The sequence below is a fragment of the Ruegeria sp. YKSD163 genome (genome assembly GCF_059612905.1).
The window spans coordinates 43,779-61,765 of record NZ_JBXWRM010000006.1; the positions used below are offsets into that span (position 1 = coordinate 43,779).

Below are 17,987 nucleotides of genomic sequence, written 5' to 3' on the forward strand. Positions count from 1 at the left end.
TGGGAAAGCGAAACCGCGCGTCACTCTTCCAGAATACGGCGCAGGCGCTCCTGCTCTTCGGGGTTGAGAGCCGTTTCGGTCGCGGGTGCCGCCATGGCCCGCCCGCGCACAAAACCCCAGCCCATGCCCGCCGCCGCCAGCAGCATCAGGGGACCGGCCAGCCAAAGCAGCCAGTTGGCCCCCGTGGTTGTGGGTTTCAGCAGCACGTATTCGCCGTAGCGGTCTACGATATAGGCCACCGCCTGTTCGTCGGTATCCCCCGCCACCAGCCGTTCGCGCAACAACAGACGCAGGTCGCGGGCCAGCTCGGCATTGGATTCGTCGATGCTCTCGTTGCGACAGACAAGGCAGCGCAGCCCCTCACTCAGGTCCCGCGCGCGGGATTCGAGCGCGGGATCGTCCAGCACCTCGTCAGGCTGCACCGCCCAGAGCGGCGCCGCGATCAGCGACAGGATCAAAATCAGGCGTTTCATTCCGCGGGCACCCCGCTGGCCGGTGCCTTGTGCGCACCCGCCGCCACCCGGAAGCGCCGATCGCTGAGGCTGAGCGCACCGCCAAGTGCCATCAGGATGCAGCCGCCCCAGATCCAGTTGGCAAAGGGCTTGATATAGGTCCGTATGGTCCAGCCGCCGTCATCCTGCTGGTCGCCGATCACAACATAGACATCGCGCAGAATACGATAGTCGATCGCCGCCTCGGTGGTGGGCATGCGCGCGACCGGATAGTCGCGCTTTTCGGGGTGCAGCGTGTCGATTGCGCGGCCCGCCTTTTCCAGCCGGACACTGCCCATGGTCGATATATAGTTGGGCCCCTGCACCCGCTCGACCCCGTCGAGCGTCAGGGTGAACCCGCCCACCTCGAAAGGTTCGCCGAGACGGGCGACGCGAATATCCTCGACCTCCCAGGCCATCAGCCCGGCAATGGCGAACATGGTGACACCCAGACCGGAATGGGCCACCGCCTTGCCCCAGTCAGCGCGCGGCAGACGGAACAGCCGCGCCACACTGCCACGGCGCCCGGTGCGCGACCACAGATCGACAATGGCGCCGAAGGTGATCCACGCCCCCAGGAACAGGCCCACCGGCCCCAGCGCGCTGCGCCCGGTCTGCAGCACCCAGACCAGGATCGCCAGCGCCAGCGCCAGCACAAAGGCATAGCGCAGGCTGTGCGCCGCCCGGCCCAGCTTGCCGCGTTTCCACGGCAGCATGGCGCCCAACGGCAACACCACACCCAACGCCACCATGAACGGGGTAAAGGCCGCGTTGAAGAACGGCGCCCCGACCGAGAGTTTGCGGTCAAAGAACATCTCGGCCAGGATCGGCCAGAGCGTGCCGAAGAACACCACAAAGGCCGACACCGCCAACAGGATATTGTTGAGTACCAGCGCGCTTTCCCGGCTCACCATTGAAAAGACGCCCTTGGCCTCCATCGCCTGCGCGCGCGCGGCAAAGAGCGTCAGCGCGCCACCGGTAAAGAGGCCCAGAATGATCAGGATGAACACCCCCCGCTCGGGGTCGTTGGCAAAGGCATGCACACTGGTCAGCAAGCCCGAGCGCACGATGAAGGTGCCGATGAGCGAGAAGCCGAAGGCAAGGATCGCCAGCAGGATGGTCCAGCTTTTCAACGCCTCGCGCTTTTCCACCACGATGGCCGAATGCAGCAAGGCAGCGGCCAGCAGCCAGGGCATGAAGCTGGCGTTTTCAACCGGGTCCCAGAACCAGAAGCCGCCCCAGCCCAGCTCGTAATAGGCCCACCACGATCCCAGCGCGATCCCGATGGTCAGGAAAATCCAGGCCGCCAGCGTCCAGGGCCGCACCCAGCGGCCCCAGGCGGCATCGACGCGCCCCTCGATCAGAGCAGCCACGGCAAAGGAAAACGCCATGCTCAGGCCCACATAGCCGAGATAGAGGAACGGCGGATGGAACGCGAGGCCCGGATCCTGCAACAGCGGGTTCAGGTCCTGCCCGTCAAAGGGTGGCACCGCCAGCCGCAGGAACGGGTTCGAGGTAAAAAGGATAAAGGCAAAGAACGCCACCGCAATCGCCGATTGCACCGCCAGCACGCGGGCCTTGAGCGTCGGCGGCAGACCGCCGCCAAACCAGGCCGCCATGGCGCCGAACAGGGTGACGATCAGCACCCAGAGCAGCATGGAGCCCTCGTGATTGCCCCATGTGCCGCTGATCTTGTACAGCATCGGCTTGGCCGAATGGCTGTTCAACACCACCAGCCGCAGCGAGAAATCCGAGGTCACAAAGGCCCAGACCAGCGCGGCAAAGGCAAAGGCGGTCAGCAGGAACTGCGCCCCCGCCGCCGGTTCGGCCAGCGCCATCCAGCCGGGCCAGCGTTTATGGGCTCCGATCATGGGAACGACCATCTGCACGATGGCGACCATGAAGGCGAGGATGAGGGCGAAGTGACCGAGTTCCGTAATCATGACCCGAGATATAGACCCCGGCCCCGGCACCGCCAATCCCTTTCGCCGGGATCGGCGGCGCATAGTGTCGCGCCGTCAGGCCCGTTTCAGGCGGCGCCACTCCTCCAGCGCAAGGTTTGCTTCGGGTGTGGACGCCGCCAGCGCCGTTTTCACATCGGTGCCGGTGTCGGCCACGCCGGGGCTGTCATGGCGCAGGGCGCGCAGGGTTTGGATATTCTCGACCGCCTGCGGTACGCGGGCCATCGTGGCGGCCAGATCGCGCTGGAAATCCTGTGTCTTGGCTTGATGCCGGGCGCCGAAGTAGAACGACACGATGACGCCCAGCAGCCACCAGAGCGGTTCGGGCACCAACGCCAAGCCCTGCATTCGTTCGCCGAACCAGATCGGATCGGCCATCGCCGCGATGAACAGGCCCAGCGTCCCCAGTGCCAGCGCGGGGCGCGGCAATCGGTTGAGCCCGTCCATGAACCGGTCGAACCCGCCGCGCCGGCGCTGCGCGAATTCGGCCGCGAACTGGTCCAGCGCGCCCATCTGTACCTGGGTCGCGCGCGCCGCCCCTGCCTCGGCATTCTCGCGAAACACCTCGACCGTTTCGCGCACCGCGCTGCGACCACCGCCAAACAGCATCCCCAACAGATCGCCGATCAGTCCCATCCCGAAACCCTCCGCTGAAACTCTGCATCGCTCAGGCGGTACTCAGGCGCCATGAATTCCTCGGCCCGCTTGATCCAGCCGCCCTTGTCGCCCGCGCGGGTGCGGGCGTATTTGCGGCTGGCCGGGCGCCGGTCGGCGAGGCGAAAGTAATAGTTGCGCCGCGCCACCCCATAGGCATCGCGCAGCGCATCGGGGCGCGGCACCGCCGCATCCTGCGCCGCGCGCAGGGTCTGCGGCCCGATTGCGCCGTCCACCGCCACCTCATAACCCATGTCACGCAGCAGCCGTTGCAGAATCTTGACCGCATTGCCGCCCGCGTTGACATACATGTCGAACAGCGAGGCTTGCACCGCCTCGGGCATCTCGCCGATCCTCGGGCGGGCAAAATAGTGGGTCAGGAATAACTCGACCGCCTGCTCCCGGCTCAGCGCCCGCACATCGGCCACATCCACCACGCCGTCACCGGTCACATCCAGCCCCAGCCGCCGCATCGTGTGGATGGTCACCCCGAAATTGGTCGCCCCGCCCGGATCGTCGGGATCGTTCACGAATCCGCCCTCTCGTGCCACGATCTCCTGGGCGATCTGCCTTACCGTCTGCATTGGTCTCGACCTCCATCAGAACCGCCCTGATGAGGCCGAAAAAGAGTTAATCCCGCGAAACAGCAAAGGGCGCCGCTTGCGCAACGCCCCTGTCTTCATTTCGCCTGAAATACTCCCGCCGGAGGCGCCTCGTCAGCTGTCTGGCGCCTGATAGACGCCCTGCTCCTTGAGCGCGTCCATGACCTCTTTCGGCATATAGGTCTCGTCATGTTTGGCAAGGATTTCCGAGGCTTCAAAGACGCCATTCACGTAACGCCCGGTTCCGATCATGCCCTGGTTCTCGGCAAAGAGATCGGGCAGCACACCGGTAAAGACAACCGGCACGCTGGCGCCGCCATCGGTCACCGAAAAGCGCACAGTCTCGCCCTGTCCCCGCACGAGGGTGCCATCCTCGACCAGCCCGCCGATGCGAAAGGTCTCGCTGGGCTGCGGCGGTTCGGCGATGATGTCGCTCGGCGCCCGGAAGAAGTTAATGCCGTCGCGCATGGCATAGCCGATCAACCCCGTCGCCAGAACCAGAGCGACAGTCGCCAGTATGATCACCTGGATACGTCGTTGTTTCTTCAGCGATTTCATCTCGTCCTCACGGGAATAGCGGGGCCATGGTCAGCCCGGTGGTCTCTGTTTCACCTAACATCAGGTTGGCGTTCTGCAAGGCCTGGCCACTGCTACCTTTTGTCAGGTTATCCAGCGCCGCGATCACGATAGCCCGGCCCGCGATGCGGTCGCCCGTCACCCCGATATGGCAATGGTTCGAGCCGCGTACATGATGGGTCGAGGGTGTCTCGCCAAAGGGCAGCACATGCAGGAACGGTTCGTCCGCATAGGCAGCCGCCAGCGTCTGATGCACGGTTTGCGCATCGCCGCGCACATAGGCGGTGGCCAGGATGCCCCGGTTGGCGGGGATCAGATGCGGGGTAAACTGCACCTGCACCGGACGCCCCGCCAGCGCCGAGAATTCCTGATCGAACTCACCCAGATGCCGGTGGGTGCCACCCACCGCATAGGCGTTATAGCCCTCACTCAACTCGGCATGCAGCAGGTTCTCTTTCAGGCTGCGCCCCGCGCCGGACACCGCGCATTTCAGGTCGAGGATGATCTCGTCCAGGTCAATGACACCGGCGGCGATCAGCGGCCGCAGCACATATTGACCGGTGGCCGCGTTGCAGCCTGTTCCCGCCACCAGCCGCGCGGTGCGGATCTGCTCGCGGTAGAACTCGGTCAGGCCATAAACCGCCTCGGCCTGCTGTTCCAGCGCAACGTGTTCGTTGCCATACCATTTGCGATAGGCCTCGGGGTCGCGCAGCCGGAAATCGGCGCTCAGATCGACGATCTTGAGCGTTGAAGGCAGCGCGCGGATCACCTCCTGGCTGGTCTTATGCGGCAGCGCGCAGAAACAAAGGTCGATCCCGGCAAAGTCGATCTCGTCGATCTTGCACAGCACCGGCAGGTCCAGATGGCGCAGATGCGGGAACACCTCAGCCATGCTCTGCCCGGCCTTGCGCTCGCCCGACAGGGCGACGATCTCCATGTTCGGATGTTCGGCGATCAGCCGGATCAGTTCGGCCCCGGTGTAACCGCTGGCGCCCAGAATTGCGATCTTGTGGGTCATGTCAGACCTCTTCTCAACTGTGGTTTCGTCGCATCGCGACTGCCCCGCATGGGGCATAAGACGGTGAGGCAGCGCGCGCCTTGACCGAAGTCAGGCGGCGGCAAAGGTGATCTGTCGTCGCAGGAACTGGGTCGCGCGATTGCTGACCGTTGCAGGTTTACCGGTGGTCAGATACCCCGCCGCGCCGCTGCCGCGCATGTTCGGATGACGCTCCAGGTAATCGGCCAGGCTGTCGGCCACCAGATTGCCCTGGCTGAACACCCGCACATCGGGGCCCAGTGCGTCCTGAAAGATCGGCTCCATCAGCGGATAATGGGTACAGCCCAGGATCGCCGCCTGTGGATAAGGCATTTTGCGTTTCAGCGCGTCCACATGGCTGCGCACCAGCGCCTCTGCCAGGATCAGGTCGCCCTCTTCGATGGCATCGACCACCCCGCCACAGGCCTGCGCCTCGACATCCACACCGATGGCACGAAAGGCCAGTTCGCGTTGGAACGCGCGGCTGGCCACGGTGGCGGGCGTGGCGAACAGGGCGACGTTCTTGACCTCGACCTCGCGCGGGGGGCTGTTGTCGCCCCATTGCCGCTCGGTCAGCGCCTCGATCAGCGGCACGAACACGCCCAGCACCCGCTTGCCCGGCGGCACGCCCTCTTCCTGCATCCGGCGCAGCGCGGCGGCGCTGGCGGTGTTGCAGGCCAGGATCACAAGGTCACAGCCCCGGTTCCACAGATCATGTACCGCCGCGCGGGTCAGTTGAAAGATATCCTCGGGCGTGCGCACCCCATAAGGCGCATGCGCGCTGTCGGCATAGTAGAGGAACTCTACATCCGGCAACCGTTTCTGCGCCGCTTCCAGCACGGTCAGACCACCCAGGCCCGAATCGAATATCCCTACTGCCATCTGTTCCTTCAGGCGCGATGCCGTTCCTCGAATTCATAGCCGTAGTCATAGGACTTGAGCGGCGTCGGAGACAGCTCATACGTCGCCTTGCGCAGAAAATCCATCATCTTGCGCGTGTCGCGGGCCAAAGGGTCCAGAATGTCGCGCCCGATGGGCTGGCCCACCACCACCCGCACGGGCGTATCCACCCGTTTGCGGAATTCCTTGATCAACAGGCCCATGCGCAGGGTTGCATGAAGGTGGCTCGCGATCTGGAACAGGCGGCTGGTATGGCCGTCGAAGAACACCGGAACGACCACCGCGTTGGATTTCGCCACCATCCGCGCGGTAAAGCCGCGCCAGCCCGGATCCATCGGATGCGAGAACGGATGCAGCCCGGTCGAGACGGTGCCGCCTGGAAAAATGCCGATCGCACCACCCTGCCCCAGATAGTTCAACGCCTGTCGGCGGGTGTCGATGTTCAATTGCATGGCCTCGCGGGTGTCGTCGAACGATATCGGCAGGATGATCCGGTTGATATCCTCGGCCTTGCGGAACACGCGGTTTGCAATGATGCGGAAATCTCCCCGTGACTGAGACAGTATATGCCCCATCATCAGCCCGTCGAGGATACCATAAGGGTGATTGGCGATCAGGATCAGCGGGCCATCTTGCGGAATATTCGCCAGCGCGCCGCCCACCACATCCAGTGTCAGGCCATAGCGCTCGGCCATCACCGCCCAGAAGTCACGGCCCCGGGCCACCTCGCGTTCGTATCCCTGCGCCCGTCGGATCAGGCCCAGGCGGCCGGTGGTGTTCTCCATCAGGCGGATCACCGCCCGTCCTCCCCTGGTGGCGGCGGAATGGGCATAGCTGATATCGCGGGCGATATGGCGCTGTGCGGTCATGAATAGCTCCGAAAAAAAACTGCCCCTGAAATAGGGGCAGTCCTGGATTTTGCATAGAGCTTGTAACAGCGAAATGACGCGTTATTCTGCCGCTTTTGCCAGTTCCGGCCCGCCATCACGGATCACCGACAAGAGTTCCTCGCGCCGCTTGGCGGCCTTGGCCTCGTTTGCCAGTTTCACCGGGCCAAAGCCGCGGATGTCCAGCGGCAACCGTGCCAGCGCCACGATGGCATCGCGGGTACGTGTGTCGAGTTTCGGCAGCACCTCGCGCATGTCCTTTTCATATTGCCGGATCAGCGCCCGCTCCATCTTGCGCTCGGCGGTATAGCCGAACAGGTCGAGTGGCGTGCCGCGCAGCCCCTTCATCCGCGCCAAAAGCTTGAACAACCCCAGCCATCGCTCGGAAAACTCGCGCTTTTTCGGGCGCCCATCCGCATCCTTGCCGCCCAGGATCGGCGGTGCCAGATGCAGGGTCAGCTTCAGATCACCATCAAACTCGGCCGCGGCCTTGTCGCGGCTGTCGAGCAGCAGGCGCGCCACCTCGTATTCATCCTTGTAGGACAAGAGCTTGTGATAGCCCTCGGCCACCGCCGCGCGCAGATCACCGTCCTCGATCCCGTCGACCAGCTTGCGATAGCGCTTGGCCAGACGCGCGCCCTGATAGGCGGTCAGGTGTTCGGCGCGATAGGCGATCTTGTCCTCGGGCGATTTCGGCAGTTCGACCACGCCGGGCCGGATCAGATGCGCGGCCTCGTCCGGGTGCAGCACTGCCCAGCGGCCGATGTCGAACGCGCGCTTGTTGCGTTCGACCGCGGCGCCGTTCAGTTCGATCGCCTGCATGATGGCCTCGTGGCTGACCGGCAGCAGCCCGCGCTGCCAGGCGGCGCCGAACACCATCATGTTGGAATAGATCGAATCGCCCATCACCGCGCGCGCCAGCTCTGATGCATCGAACAGGTCGAGCCGCTCTTTCAGCCGCGCCTCCAGCGCCAGGCTCAGCCGGTCGGCGGGGATGGTGAATTCGGTGTTGCGGGTGAAATCACCGGTGATGATTTCGTGGCTGTTAACCACCGCGCCGGTGGTGCCGGTGCGGGTCAGGCCCAGTGTCTTGGCACCGGCACTGACCACAAGGTCACCACCGATCAGCGCATGCGCCTCGCCGGTGGCGACGCGGATGGCGCTGATATCCTCGGGTCGGTTGGCAATGCGGCAGTGGATATGTACGGCGCCGCCCTTTTGCGCCAGTCCCGCCATTTCCATCATGCCCGCGCCCTTGCCGTCGATCTGGGCGGCCTGCGCCAGTACCGCACCGATAGTCACCACGCCAGTGCCGCCAACGCCGGTGATCACCACGTTATGGGTGCCGGTGATGGCGGGCAGGTTCGGCATCGGCAGATGCGGCAGGTCGATCTCGGCGGTGGCCTCCTTGCGGATCTTGGCCCCCTGCACCGTCACGAAGGACGGGCAGAACCCTTTGACGCAAGAGAAATCCTTGTTGCACGAGGATTGGTCGATCGCGCGTTTGCGGCCCAGTTCGGTTTCCTTGGGCACGATCGAGACACAGTTCGACTGAACTCCGCAATCGCCGCAGCCCTCGCAGATATCAGTGTTGATGAACACCCGCTTGTCCGGGTCAGGGAAGGTGCCGCGCTTGCGGCGGCGGCGTTTCTCGGCGGCGCAGGTCTGGATATAGACGATGGCACTGACGCCCTCGATCTCGCGGAACCGCTTTTGCACCTGCATCAGTTCGGCGCGCTCGTGGAACGGCACGCCCGAGGGGAACTGCGACCGGTCCACGTCTTCCTTGTCGTCATAGACAACGGCAAGTTCCTTGACGCCCATCGCTTTCAGCTCGGCCACGATGCGGGGCGCGGTCAAATCGCCTTCGTTCTCCTGTCCGCCGGTCATTGCGACCGCGTCGTTGAACAGGATCTTGTAGGTGATGTTGGTGCCAGCCGCCAAGGCAGCGCGGATCGCCTGCACGCCGGAATGGTTATAGGTGCCATCGCCCAGGTTCTGGAACACGTGGTTGGTCTTGGAAAACGGCGCCTCGCCGATCCAGTTCGCCCCTTCACCGCCCATATGGGTGAACCCCTGGGTGTTCCGGTCCATCCACTGCACCATGTAGTGACAGCCGATCCCGGCATAGGCGCGGCTGCCATCGGGCACCTTTGTCGAGCTGTTATGCGGGCAACCCGAGCAGAAATACGGCAGGCGCGACGCGATTTCCTGCGCGTTGTCGTTGCGCCGCGCATCGGCCAGCGCGTTCAGTCCGGCACGGATCCCATCGGTCTCGCGCCCCTCTTCGATAAAGATCGCGCCCAGCTTCTCGGCGATCAGGATCGGGTCCAGCGCACCACGGGTCGGGAACAGTTCCTCGCGGTGCATCGCCCCGGCGCCGCCCTTGTACCAGCCATAGACGCGGCGGCCCTGACGGTCGTCAAAGATGGCTTCCTTGACCTGCACCTCGATCAGCTTGCGCTTTTCCTCGACGATCACAACCAGATCGAGAACTTCGGCCCAGTCGTGGAAGCTCTGCATGTCCAGCGGAAAGGTCTGGCCGATCTTGTAGGTGGTGATGCCCAGCCGCTCCGCCTCATTCTCGTCGATGTTCAAGAGCGACATCGCATGCACCAGGTCGAGCCAGTTCTTGCCCGCCGCCGCGATGCCGATCTTGGCGCCCGGCTTGCCCCAGACCCTCTTGTCCATCCGGTTGGCGCGGCTGAACGCCTCGGCGGCAAAGCGTTTATAGTCGATGATCCGCCCCTCTTGCAGGTGCGGCGTGTCACCCAGTCGAATGTTCAGCCCGCCTTCGGGCATGTCGAACGCGGGGGTCACCAGTTGCACCCGATCAGGTCGACCATCCACGACCGAGGTCACCTCGATCGTGTCCTTCATGGTCTTGAGACCCACCCACAGGCCCGAGAACCGGCTGAGCGCATAGCCGTAGATGCCGTAATCGAGGATCTCCTGCACACCCGCGGGGCTGACCACCGGCATATAGGCATCGACCAGCGCCCATTCCGACTGGTGCAGCACGGTCGAGCTTTCGCCGGTGTGGTCGTCACCCATCGCCATCAGAACGCCGCCATGTTTGGCGGTACCGGCCATGTTGGCGTGGCGCATCACGTCGCCCGAACGGTCCACTCCCGGACCCTTCCCGTACCAAAGGCCAAAGACACCGTCATATTTGCCGTCACCGCGCAGCCCCGCCTGCTGGCTGCCCCACAACGCGGTAGCCGCCAAATCCTCGTTCAGGCCGAACTGAAAGGTGACATCGGCCGCGTTCAGCTGCTTTTGCGCCCGGCTCATCTGCAGATCGACCGCGCCCAGCGGCGAACCACGATAGCCGGTGACCAGACCCGCCGTGTTCAATCCGGCGGCAGTATCACGCGCCTTCTGCATCAACATCAGGCGAACCAGGGCCTGGGTGCCGTTCAGCAGCACCGGGCTCTTCTCCAGATCGAACTTGTCGTTTAGCGTGAGTTTGGGTTGGCTCATCAGACGTCTCCCCTGCGCCGGATCGGCTTGTCAGTGATGCCCGAATATAGGTCATAATTGCTGACCTGCATAGGTGGTTTTTTCGCCTTCACGCGCAGTTATACACCGTTCCTTGTGGAAATTGTCATGTGTTTCATATAGGTCGTCGGGCGCATAAAGAAAGTTGCGGATATGGACTGGGACAAGCTTCGGATATTTCACGCGGTTGCCGATGCGGGCAGCCTGACCCATGCGGGCGACCGTCTGAACCTGTCGCAATCGGCGGTCAGCCGTCAGATCCGGGCGCTTGAGGAATCGTTGAACGCGACGCTCTTTCACCGCCATGCGCGCGGCCTGATTCTCACCGAACAGGGCGAGCTGCTGTTTGACGCCACGAAATCCATGGCCAAGCGTCTGGATGCCGCCGCCGCCCGCATCCGCGACAGCGAGGAAGAAGTGTTCGGCGAATTGCGCGTCACCACCACCTTTGGCTTTGGCACCTTGTGGCTGGCGCCGCGCCTGACCGCGCTCTATCAGAAATACCCCGATCTCAAGGTCGATCTGATGCTCGAGGAACGAGTGCTGGACCTGCCCATGCGCGAGGCCGACGTGGCCATCCGCATGAAAGAGCCCAGCCAGGCCGATCTGATCCGCAAACGGCTGATGACCGTCGAGATGAAGCTTTATGCCACGCGCGCCTATCTCGACTCTGCGGGCACCCCGCAGGATATCAGCGACATCAGCGAACATCGGCTGATCTGCCAGAACACCAACGCCGCCCAGGTTGGTGCCAGCGTGGTGCTGGCCCAGCATCTGCTGGCCTACAACCCCTCGTCGCTGCTGACGGTGAACAACTATTTCGGCGTGCTTCAGGGCGTACTGCACAATCTGGGCATCGGCGTCCTGCCCGACTATGTGACACAGGATTTCCCCGACCTCATCCATGTCCTGCCCGATATCAAATCAGCCCAGGTACCGGTTTATCTGGCCTATCCCGAGGAACTGCGTCACTCCCAACGGGTGGCGGCGTTCCGCGATTTTGTGCAGGAAGAGATCATCGCCCATCGCAAACAGCTGAAGGAGCTGGGGATTCTCTGATTTTGGCGAGCCATGCAACAATTGCATAGCGGAAATGCTGCACCTGCGACATCAAAGTTCTTGAAGAAACGCCCCATGCCTCCTAAATCAGCACTCGAAGGCGATGATGCTTAGACGCTCGTCACTTTCATACCTCCCTGTTGGACTATGGCCGAGCTTAGTGCTCGGCCTTTTTTTGTCTTTCGCCCGGAATAGCTCTCCGTTCCGATGATGCTCTCTCTATTCGGATGATACTGTTTGTAATCACGCCAACGCAGGGTAGAAACGAAACATACAAAGAATACACGAGGGCAATTAATGAAACCGCTATTCAAGGTGCTGGCCCTGCTGGCCGCCCTGTTCTGTATATCCGTCCCGTTGGCGGCCCAGGTTCCGGTGCCCTCGGGCAGCGCGGCGGCAACCACGCCCACAGTTCCCGACGACTTGACCCCCGACCAGGTCGACGATCTGGTCGCGCGCCTGTCCGACGATCAGGTCCGCGCCCTGCTGCTGGAACGGCTGGATGCCGTAGCGCAGGCCAGCCAGGAAAAGCCCGAACCGCGCAAGGGGCCCATCGCCCAGGTCGGTGATGCGGCCAAGGCGCTGGTCGCCTCGTGGCTGGATGCCCTGCGCAAGGTGCCGCTGCTGGTGACGAAACAGGGTGAGGCGCTGTCGAATTTCGCAAACTCGCTGGGCAGCGCCGGCATCGCCACCCTGTTCGGTTACACCCTGTTGGCCCTTGCAATCGGCTTCGCCGCCGAAAAGCTGGCGGTCTATGTAACCCGCTCGTGGATCAAGGCTGACCCCGCTGCTGCTTCAGACGACCTGCGCGGCGCGGTCAGCTATCTGTTCCGCCGGTTCTGCCGCGAGGTTCTGGGGCTGGTCGTGTTCTACTACACCCTGGTCTTTGTCGGACGCCGCCTGCTGGAGCCCGAACAAATTGCCTATGCGGCTCCCTTCGTGCTCTACCTGATCTGGCTGCCGCGTCTGGGGGCCGCGATCTCGCGCTTTATCCTGGCACCGAACCGGCCCGATCTGCGGCTTGTCAATGCAAATGACTACTGGGCGCGCTATCTGCATCGCAACCAGATCGGCCTGTTCCTGCTGATCGGATTTACACTTTTCATCGTCACCTTCAATAATCTGAACGGCGTTGCGATGGGCGATATGAGGCTTGGGTTCTGGCTGAACAGCTCGATCCACATCTATATCGCGCTGATCGCCTGGACTGCGCGCAGCGGCCTGATCGAAATGATGCGCGGTAATGATCCCGACCGCACCGAGTTCGACGAGAAGGTCGCCAACTACTACCCCTATTTCGCCATCGCCGTCTCGGCCGTTGTCTGGCTGATCGTCGAATATTTCGTGGCGATCCGCGACATGGCGGTCCTGGCCAATGTGGGCGCGGGCGCTCATTACGTGACCATGTTCTGGCTGCTGATGGCCCCGGCCATTGACACCCTGATCCGGGGGCTGGTGCGGCATCTGCAACCGCCGATCATTGGCACCGGCGCCATCGCCGAACAGGCCTATCGCGCCACCAAGCGCAGCTATATCCGCATTGGCCGGGTTCTGGCCGGGGTCTTTGTCGTTCTGATGATCGCCAATGCCTGGCAGATCGACCTGCGCAACGTGGCGGGTGCCGGTTCTGATGTTGGGGGTGCGGTCATCCAGTTCCTGATCATCGTTGCCGTAGGCTACATTCTGGACGAGCTCATCTCGCTCTGGATCAACCGTCGCCTGGCAAAGGAACAGACCGCGATAGACCAAAGCCCCGACGAGGAAGCGGGCGAAGGCGGTGGCGCCGGAGGCTCGCGCCTGGTGACTGTCCTGCCCTTGCTGCGCGTCACGGCACAGGTCGCCATCGCGGTGATCTTTGGCCTCTTGGCGCTGGGGGCGCTCGGGCTGGACATCACGCCGCTGCTGGCCGGTGCCGGGATCCTCGGCCTGGCCATCGGTTTCGGTGCCCAGAAGCTGGTCGCCGATATCGTGGGCGGGGTGTTCTTCCTGATCGACGACGCGTTCCGCGTGGGCGAGTATGTCGACGTGGGCGGCACCACCGGTACGGTCGAAAAGATCTCGATCCGTTCCATGCAGCTGCGTCACCATCGCGGCCCGGTGCACACGATCCCCTATGGTGAAATCGCCAAGCTGACCAATTTCAGCCGCGACTGGGTGATCATGAAGCTGAAGTTCACCGTGCCCTTCGACACCGATCCCAACAAGGTCAAGAAGATCTTCAAGAAGATCGGCGCCGAGATGATGGCCGACCCGACCCATGCCGAAGGCTTCCTGCAACCGTTCAAATCGCAGGGCGTGTTCGATTTCGACGATGTCGGCATGATCATCCGGGGCAAGTTCATGGCCAAGCCCGGCAAGCAGTTCACCCTGCGCAAGGAGATCTTCAACAAGGTCAAGGCCGAGTTCAAGGCCAACGGCATCGACTTTGCCCGCCGCGAGGTGCGCGTGGCCATTCCCGGCCTTGACGACGCCGAACATATGACGCCCGAGCAGAAATCGGCGGTTGCCGCCGCTGCTAGCCAGGCCGTCAACGAACAGACCCAGGGTGAATAGGCCCATGAAAAGGCCCGGCGACAGGCGCGGCATTGTGGGGCTTTGGCACCCGCTTTGCGCGCTTGCCGCCGGGCTGTTGCTGTGTCTCTGGTCGGCGCCGCAAGCGGCCGCGCAGGCCGGCAAGTCCACGCTGGAAACCGAGGTCGGCCGTTTCACCTCGGTCGAGGACAAAGAGCTGCCCGGATTTCGTCGGGGCTCCTTTGTGGTCGCGCCGATCCCCTTTTCCAACCCTACGATTGGTTCGGGGTTGGTATTGGGGGCCGGCTATCTCTTTACTCTCGACCCTGACTCGAAACCCTCGATGATCGGCATCGGGGCGCTGAGATCGGACAATGGCAGCGAAGGCGTGGGGCTTGCCGGCAATTTTGCCTTTGACGGCAATCGCTGGCAGATTGAAAGCCTCTATGCCCGCGCCAATCTGAACTATGACCTTTATACAGGGATCGGCCAGCTACCGATCCGCCAGAAAGGAGAGCTGGCACGGGTGAGCCTGTCCTATGGCTTTACCCGGCAGTTCTCGGCGGGCCTGTCGCTGCGCTATCTGGATACCACGATCGACCTGGCCCGCCCCGGCACGCCACCGCTGCCGCCGCCGTTCAACCGGTTCACCTCGATGCGCATAATCAGTCCCGGCCTCGTCGCCAGCCTCGATACGCGCGACGACACCATCTATCCGACCCAAGGCGCGCTGATCGACTTCGAAGCCACGCGCGGGCTCACGCTCGAGGGCGTGACGGGCGATTATTCCCGCGCCTATCTCAACCTCGCGGTCTATCACAAGCCCTGGAAAGGGGCGGTGCTTGCCGCCGCCGCCTCGGTCTGCGGGGCCAGCTCTGACACGCCTTTTTTCGATCTCTGCTCGCTGGGCGGCACGGACGGGTTCCGGGGCTATTCGGTTACTGAGTTTCTTGACCAGCGCTCTGCCTCGCTCCAGGTCGAGTTGCGCCAGCGCTTGGGAAACAGGCTGGGCGTCGTGGCCTTTGGCGGGGTCGGCACCACGGGGCGCCGCTTTGCGGATTTTTCACTCGGCACCGTGCGCTCGGCCTGGGGGCTCGGGGCGCGCTATCGCCTGTCGCGCAAGTTCCCGCTGGATTTCTCGGTCGATCTCAGCAGCAACCAGACGGGCGAGGACTTGCTCTATATCTACGTCGGTCAAAGGTTCTGAACGCTGCGCCCTCTTGCCCCTTCCCCCCGCCGCGACCTTGCCCTAAAAGGCGCGCAACATCGGCCAGCTTGGGGACACCACAAATGCAAGAGCCCACAATCACTCCGGACCTGATCGCCGCGCACGGGCTGAAGCCCGAGGAATACGACATGATCCTCGAGATCATCGGGCGCGAACCGACCTTTACCGAGCTTGGCATCTTCTCGGCCATGTGGAACGAGCATTGTTCCTACAAATCCTCCAAGAAATGGCTGCGCACCCTGCCCACCAGCGGTCCGCAGGTGATCTGTGGCCCGGGCGAGAATGCGGGCGTGGTCGATATCGGCGACGGTCAGGCAGTGGTTTTCAAGATGGAGAGCCACAACCACCCGTCCTATATCGAACCCTATCAGGGCGCGGCCACCGGCGTGGGCGGCATCTTGCGCGATGTGTTTACAATGGGCGCGCGCCCCATCGCCTCGATGAACGCGCTATCCTTTGGCGAGCCTTCCCATCCCAAGACCCGGCAGCTGGTCAATGGCGTGGTCGAAGGCATCGGCGGCTATGGCAACTGTTTCGGGGTTCCTTGTGTGGGCGGCGAGGTGCGCTTTCACCCCGCCTATAACGGCAACTGCCTTGTGAACGCCTTTGCCGCCGGTCTGGCCGACAGCGACAAGATCTTCTACTCCGCTGCCTCGGGTGTCGGCATGCCGGTGGTCTATCTGGGTGCCAAGACCGGGCGCGACGGTGTAGGCGGCGCCACCATGGCCAGCGCCGAGTTCGACGACACGATCGAGGAAAAGCGCCCCACCGTGCAGGTGGGCGACCCGTTCACCGAGAAACGCCTGATGGAGGCGACGCTGGAGCTGATGCAGACCGGCGCCGTGATCTCGATCCAAGACATGGGCGCCGCGGGCCTGACCTGCTCGGCCGTGGAAATGGGCGACAAAGGCGGTCTGGGCGTGCGTCTGGACCTGGAAAACGTGCCCCAGCGCGAAGAGAACATGACCGCCTACGAGATGATGCTGTCGGAATCCCAGGAACGGATGCTGATGGTATTGAAGCCCGAGCTTGAGGCCGAGGCGCGCGCCGTATTCGAGAAATGGGATCTGGATTTCGCCATCGTGGGTGAAACCATCGCCGAAGACCGCTTTCTCATCATGCATCATGGCGAGGTGAAGGCCGATCTGGTGCTGTCGAAACTGTCGTCGACCGCCCCCGAATACGACCGCCCCTGGGTGCCGACCCCGGCGGCCGAGCCGCTGGCCGAGGTGCTCCAGATCGACCCGGTCGACGGGTTGCGCGCGCTGCTGGCCTCGCCCAATTATGGCGGCAAGCAGTGGGTCTATGAACAATATGACACCATGGTCATGGCCGACAGCGCCCGCACGCCGGGTCTGGGCGCCGGGATCGTGCGCGTGCACGGCACCGACAAGGCACTTGCCTTTACCAGCGATGTGACGCCCCGCTATGTGCGCGCCAACCCCGAGGAAGGCGGCAAGCAGGCGGTGGCCGAAGCCTATCGCAACCTGACCGCCGTTGGCGCCCGACCGCTGGCCACCACCGACAACCTGAATTTCGGCAACCCCGAAAAGCCTGAGATCATGGGCCAGTTCGTCGGTGCCATCAAGGGGATCGGCGCCGCCTGTGCCGCGCTGGACATGCCGATCGTCTCGGGCAACGTCTCGCTTTATAACGAGACCGACGGCGCCGCGATCCTGCCCACCCCCACCATCGGCGCCGTGGGCCTCTTGGCCTCGACCGACGAGATCATCGGCAAGGAAGTCCGCGAGGGCCATGTGGCGCTGGTCGTGGGCGAAACCGCGGGACACCTGGGACAATCGGCGCTGCTGGCAGAGGTGTTCAACCGCGAGGACGGCGACGCGCCCCACGTGGATCTGGAGGCCGAACGCCGCAACGGAGAGTTCATCCGTGCCAACCGTGCATTGATCAAGGCCTGCACCGATCTGGGCGATGGCGGGCTTGCGCTGGCGGCGTTTGAACTTGCCGAAGCCGCCGGTGTCGGCCTGCATCTGGACGACGCCCCGACCGAGATCCTGTTCGGCGAGGATCAGGCCCGCTATCTGGTCGCCTGCAATTTTGATCAGGCCGAGGCGCTGATGTCGGCAGCGGCGCAGGCGGGCGTGACGGTCACTTCGGTCGGCCGCTTCACCGGCGACACCGTGCGCATCGGCGGATCCGAGGCACCGCTGGCGGATTTGGCCGCCACGTTTCGGTCGAGCTTTGCCGCCGCCGTGGCCTGAGCCGGGCGGACAGACCCAAGCGCGCCCAAGGGTGCGCTTTCATCGCAGTGTCTTCGGGGTGACTTGCGCGCCCCGGTCCGGCGCTCTACATCTGGTCCAAGACATCTGGAGTATATCGCATGGCCATGGAAGCCCATGAAATCGAGGCGCTGATCCGCGCCAGTTTTCCCAAGGCAAGGATCACCATCACCGACCTCGCTGGCGACGGCAATCACTGGGCCGCCGAAGTGGTGGACGAGAGCTTTCGCGGCCAGAGCCGGATACAGCAGCAGCGCGCCGTCAACGCGGCAGTGAAGCCCGAAATCGACAGCGGCAAACTGCACGCGCTGGCCCTGACCACCAAGGCGCCCGAATAGGCC

At 63.5% G+C, this 17,987-nt stretch carries 14 protein-coding genes; 5 read left to right on the top strand and 9 right to left on the bottom strand.

Annotated elements, in window-relative coordinates; genetic code table 11:
- Positions 1-20: 20 nt before the first annotated feature.
- The 9 genes from AC2FNA_RS09855 to AC2FNA_RS09895 all read right to left on the bottom strand — a co-directional run bounded on the left by AC2FNA_RS09855 (position 21) and on the right by AC2FNA_RS09895 (position 10,590).
- The gene (locus AC2FNA_RS09855; protein ID WP_496826070.1) at positions 21-473 is read right to left on the bottom strand and encodes a cytochrome c-type biogenesis protein; all 453 of its coding nucleotides are present in this window, start codon (positions 471-473) and stop codon (positions 21-23) included.
- Positions 470-2,434 carry a heme lyase CcmF/NrfE family subunit gene (locus AC2FNA_RS09860; protein WP_496826072.1) on the bottom strand — a complete coding sequence of 655 codons (1,965 nt, stop codon included), beginning with the start codon at positions 2,432-2,434 and terminating at the stop codon, positions 470-472. Before AC2FNA_RS09860 ends, AC2FNA_RS09855 begins: the two co-directional genes overlap by 4 nt.
- 75 nt (positions 2,435-2,509) lie before the next feature.
- Complete coding sequence (locus AC2FNA_RS09865; protein ID WP_496826074.1) at positions 2,510-3,088, bottom strand: holin family protein; 579 nt, start codon at positions 3,086-3,088, stop codon at positions 2,510-2,512.
- The gene (locus AC2FNA_RS09870) at positions 3,079-3,690 is read right to left on the bottom strand and encodes a holin-associated N-acetylmuramidase (protein WP_496826076.1); all 612 of its coding nucleotides are present in this window, start codon (positions 3,688-3,690) and stop codon (positions 3,079-3,081) included. Before AC2FNA_RS09870 ends, AC2FNA_RS09865 begins: the two co-directional genes overlap by 10 nt.
- 132 nt (positions 3,691-3,822) lie before the next feature.
- Complete coding sequence (gene ccmE / locus AC2FNA_RS09875; RefSeq protein ID WP_496826078.1) at positions 3,823-4,266, bottom strand: cytochrome c maturation protein CcmE; 444 nt, start codon at positions 4,264-4,266, stop codon at positions 3,823-3,825.
- A 7-nt stretch (positions 4,267-4,273) separates the two neighbouring features.
- Complete coding sequence (gene argC / locus AC2FNA_RS09880; RefSeq protein ID WP_496826080.1) at positions 4,274-5,302, bottom strand: N-acetyl-gamma-glutamyl-phosphate reductase; 1,029 nt, start codon at positions 5,300-5,302, stop codon at positions 4,274-4,276.
- A 90-nt stretch (positions 5,303-5,392) separates the two neighbouring features.
- Positions 5,393-6,202: a glutamate racemase gene (gene murI / locus AC2FNA_RS09885; RefSeq protein WP_496826081.1), complete on the bottom strand. Its 810-nt coding sequence runs from the start codon at positions 6,200-6,202 to the stop codon at positions 5,393-5,395.
- Positions 6,203-6,210: 8 nt separating this feature from the next.
- Complete coding sequence (locus AC2FNA_RS09890) at positions 6,211-7,089, bottom strand: lysophospholipid acyltransferase family protein (protein ID WP_496826083.1); 879 nt, start codon at positions 7,087-7,089, stop codon at positions 6,211-6,213.
- An 81-nt stretch (positions 7,090-7,170) separates the two neighbouring features.
- Positions 7,171-10,590, bottom strand: a complete 3,420-nt coding sequence (locus tag AC2FNA_RS09895; RefSeq protein WP_496826085.1) for an indolepyruvate ferredoxin oxidoreductase family protein — start codon at positions 10,588-10,590, stop codon at positions 7,171-7,173.
- 171 nt (positions 10,591-10,761) lie between these two features.
- On the opposite strand from AC2FNA_RS09895, the gene AC2FNA_RS09900 reads away from it, so the two are divergent.
- The 5 genes from AC2FNA_RS09900 (at position 10,762) to AC2FNA_RS09920 (ending at position 17,984) form a co-directional block, all read left to right on the top strand.
- Positions 10,762-11,667 (top strand): LysR family transcriptional regulator, encoded by a 906-nt coding sequence (locus tag AC2FNA_RS09900; protein WP_234136570.1) that lies wholly within the window; start codon positions 10,762-10,764, stop codon positions 11,665-11,667.
- Between the two features lie 297 nt (positions 11,668-11,964).
- Entirely contained in the window at positions 11,965-14,220 is a 2,256-nt protein-coding gene (locus AC2FNA_RS09905; RefSeq protein WP_496826087.1) for a mechanosensitive ion channel domain-containing protein, read from the top strand.
- 4 nt (positions 14,221-14,224) lie between these two features.
- Complete coding sequence (locus tag AC2FNA_RS09910) at positions 14,225-15,385, top strand: BamA/TamA family outer membrane protein (RefSeq protein WP_496826089.1); 1,161 nt, start codon at positions 14,225-14,227, stop codon at positions 15,383-15,385.
- Between the two features lie 83 nt (positions 15,386-15,468).
- Positions 15,469-17,628 carry a phosphoribosylformylglycinamidine synthase subunit PurL gene (gene purL, locus AC2FNA_RS09915; RefSeq protein WP_496826091.1) on the top strand — a complete coding sequence of 720 codons (2,160 nt, stop codon included), beginning with the start codon at positions 15,469-15,471 and terminating at the stop codon, positions 17,626-17,628.
- Positions 17,629-17,747: 119 nt separating this feature from the next.
- Positions 17,748-17,984: a BolA/IbaG family iron-sulfur metabolism protein gene (locus AC2FNA_RS09920; protein WP_234144012.1), complete on the top strand. Its 237-nt coding sequence runs from the start codon at positions 17,748-17,750 to the stop codon at positions 17,982-17,984.
- Positions 17,985-17,987 lie beyond the last annotated feature (3 nt).

Bases quoted from the DNA above. Each gene is read 5' to 3' on its own strand.
- ccmE (WP_496826078.1), bottom strand. From the start codon at position 4,266: ATGAAATCGCTGAAGAAACAACGACGTATCCAGGTGATCATACTGGCG.
- AC2FNA_RS09905 (WP_496826087.1), top strand. From the start codon at position 11,965: ATGAAACCGCTATTCAAGGTGCTGGCCCTGCTGGCCGCCCTGTTCTGT.
- AC2FNA_RS09865 (WP_496826074.1), bottom strand. From the start codon at position 3,088: ATGGGACTGATCGGCGATCTGTTGGGGATGCTGTTTGGCGGTGGTCGC.
- AC2FNA_RS09920 (WP_234144012.1), top strand. From the start codon at position 17,748: ATGGCCATGGAAGCCCATGAAATCGAGGCGCTGATCCGCGCCAGTTTT.
- AC2FNA_RS09890 (WP_496826083.1), bottom strand. From the start codon at position 7,089: ATGACCGCACAGCGCCATATCGCCCGCGATATCAGCTATGCCCATTCC.
- AC2FNA_RS09855 (WP_496826070.1), bottom strand. From the start codon at position 473: ATGAAACGCCTGATTTTGATCCTGTCGCTGATCGCGGCGCCGCTCTGG.
- purL (WP_496826091.1), top strand. From the start codon at position 15,469: ATGCAAGAGCCCACAATCACTCCGGACCTGATCGCCGCGCACGGGCTG.
- argC (WP_496826080.1), bottom strand. From the start codon at position 5,302: ATGACCCACAAGATCGCAATTCTGGGCGCCAGCGGTTACACCGGGGCC.
- AC2FNA_RS09860 (WP_496826072.1), bottom strand. From the start codon at position 2,434: ATGATTACGGAACTCGGTCACTTCGCCCTCATCCTCGCCTTCATGGTC.
- murI (WP_496826081.1), bottom strand. From the start codon at position 6,202: ATGGCAGTAGGGATATTCGATTCGGGCCTGGGTGGTCTGACCGTGCTG.
- AC2FNA_RS09910 (WP_496826089.1), top strand. From the start codon at position 14,225: ATGAAAAGGCCCGGCGACAGGCGCGGCATTGTGGGGCTTTGGCACCCG.
- AC2FNA_RS09900 (WP_234136570.1), top strand. From the start codon at position 10,762: ATGGACTGGGACAAGCTTCGGATATTTCACGCGGTTGCCGATGCGGGC.
- AC2FNA_RS09895 (WP_496826085.1), bottom strand. From the start codon at position 10,590: ATGAGCCAACCCAAACTCACGCTAAACGACAAGTTCGATCTGGAGAAG.
- AC2FNA_RS09870 (WP_496826076.1), bottom strand. From the start codon at position 3,690: ATGCAGACGGTAAGGCAGATCGCCCAGGAGATCGTGGCACGAGAGGGC.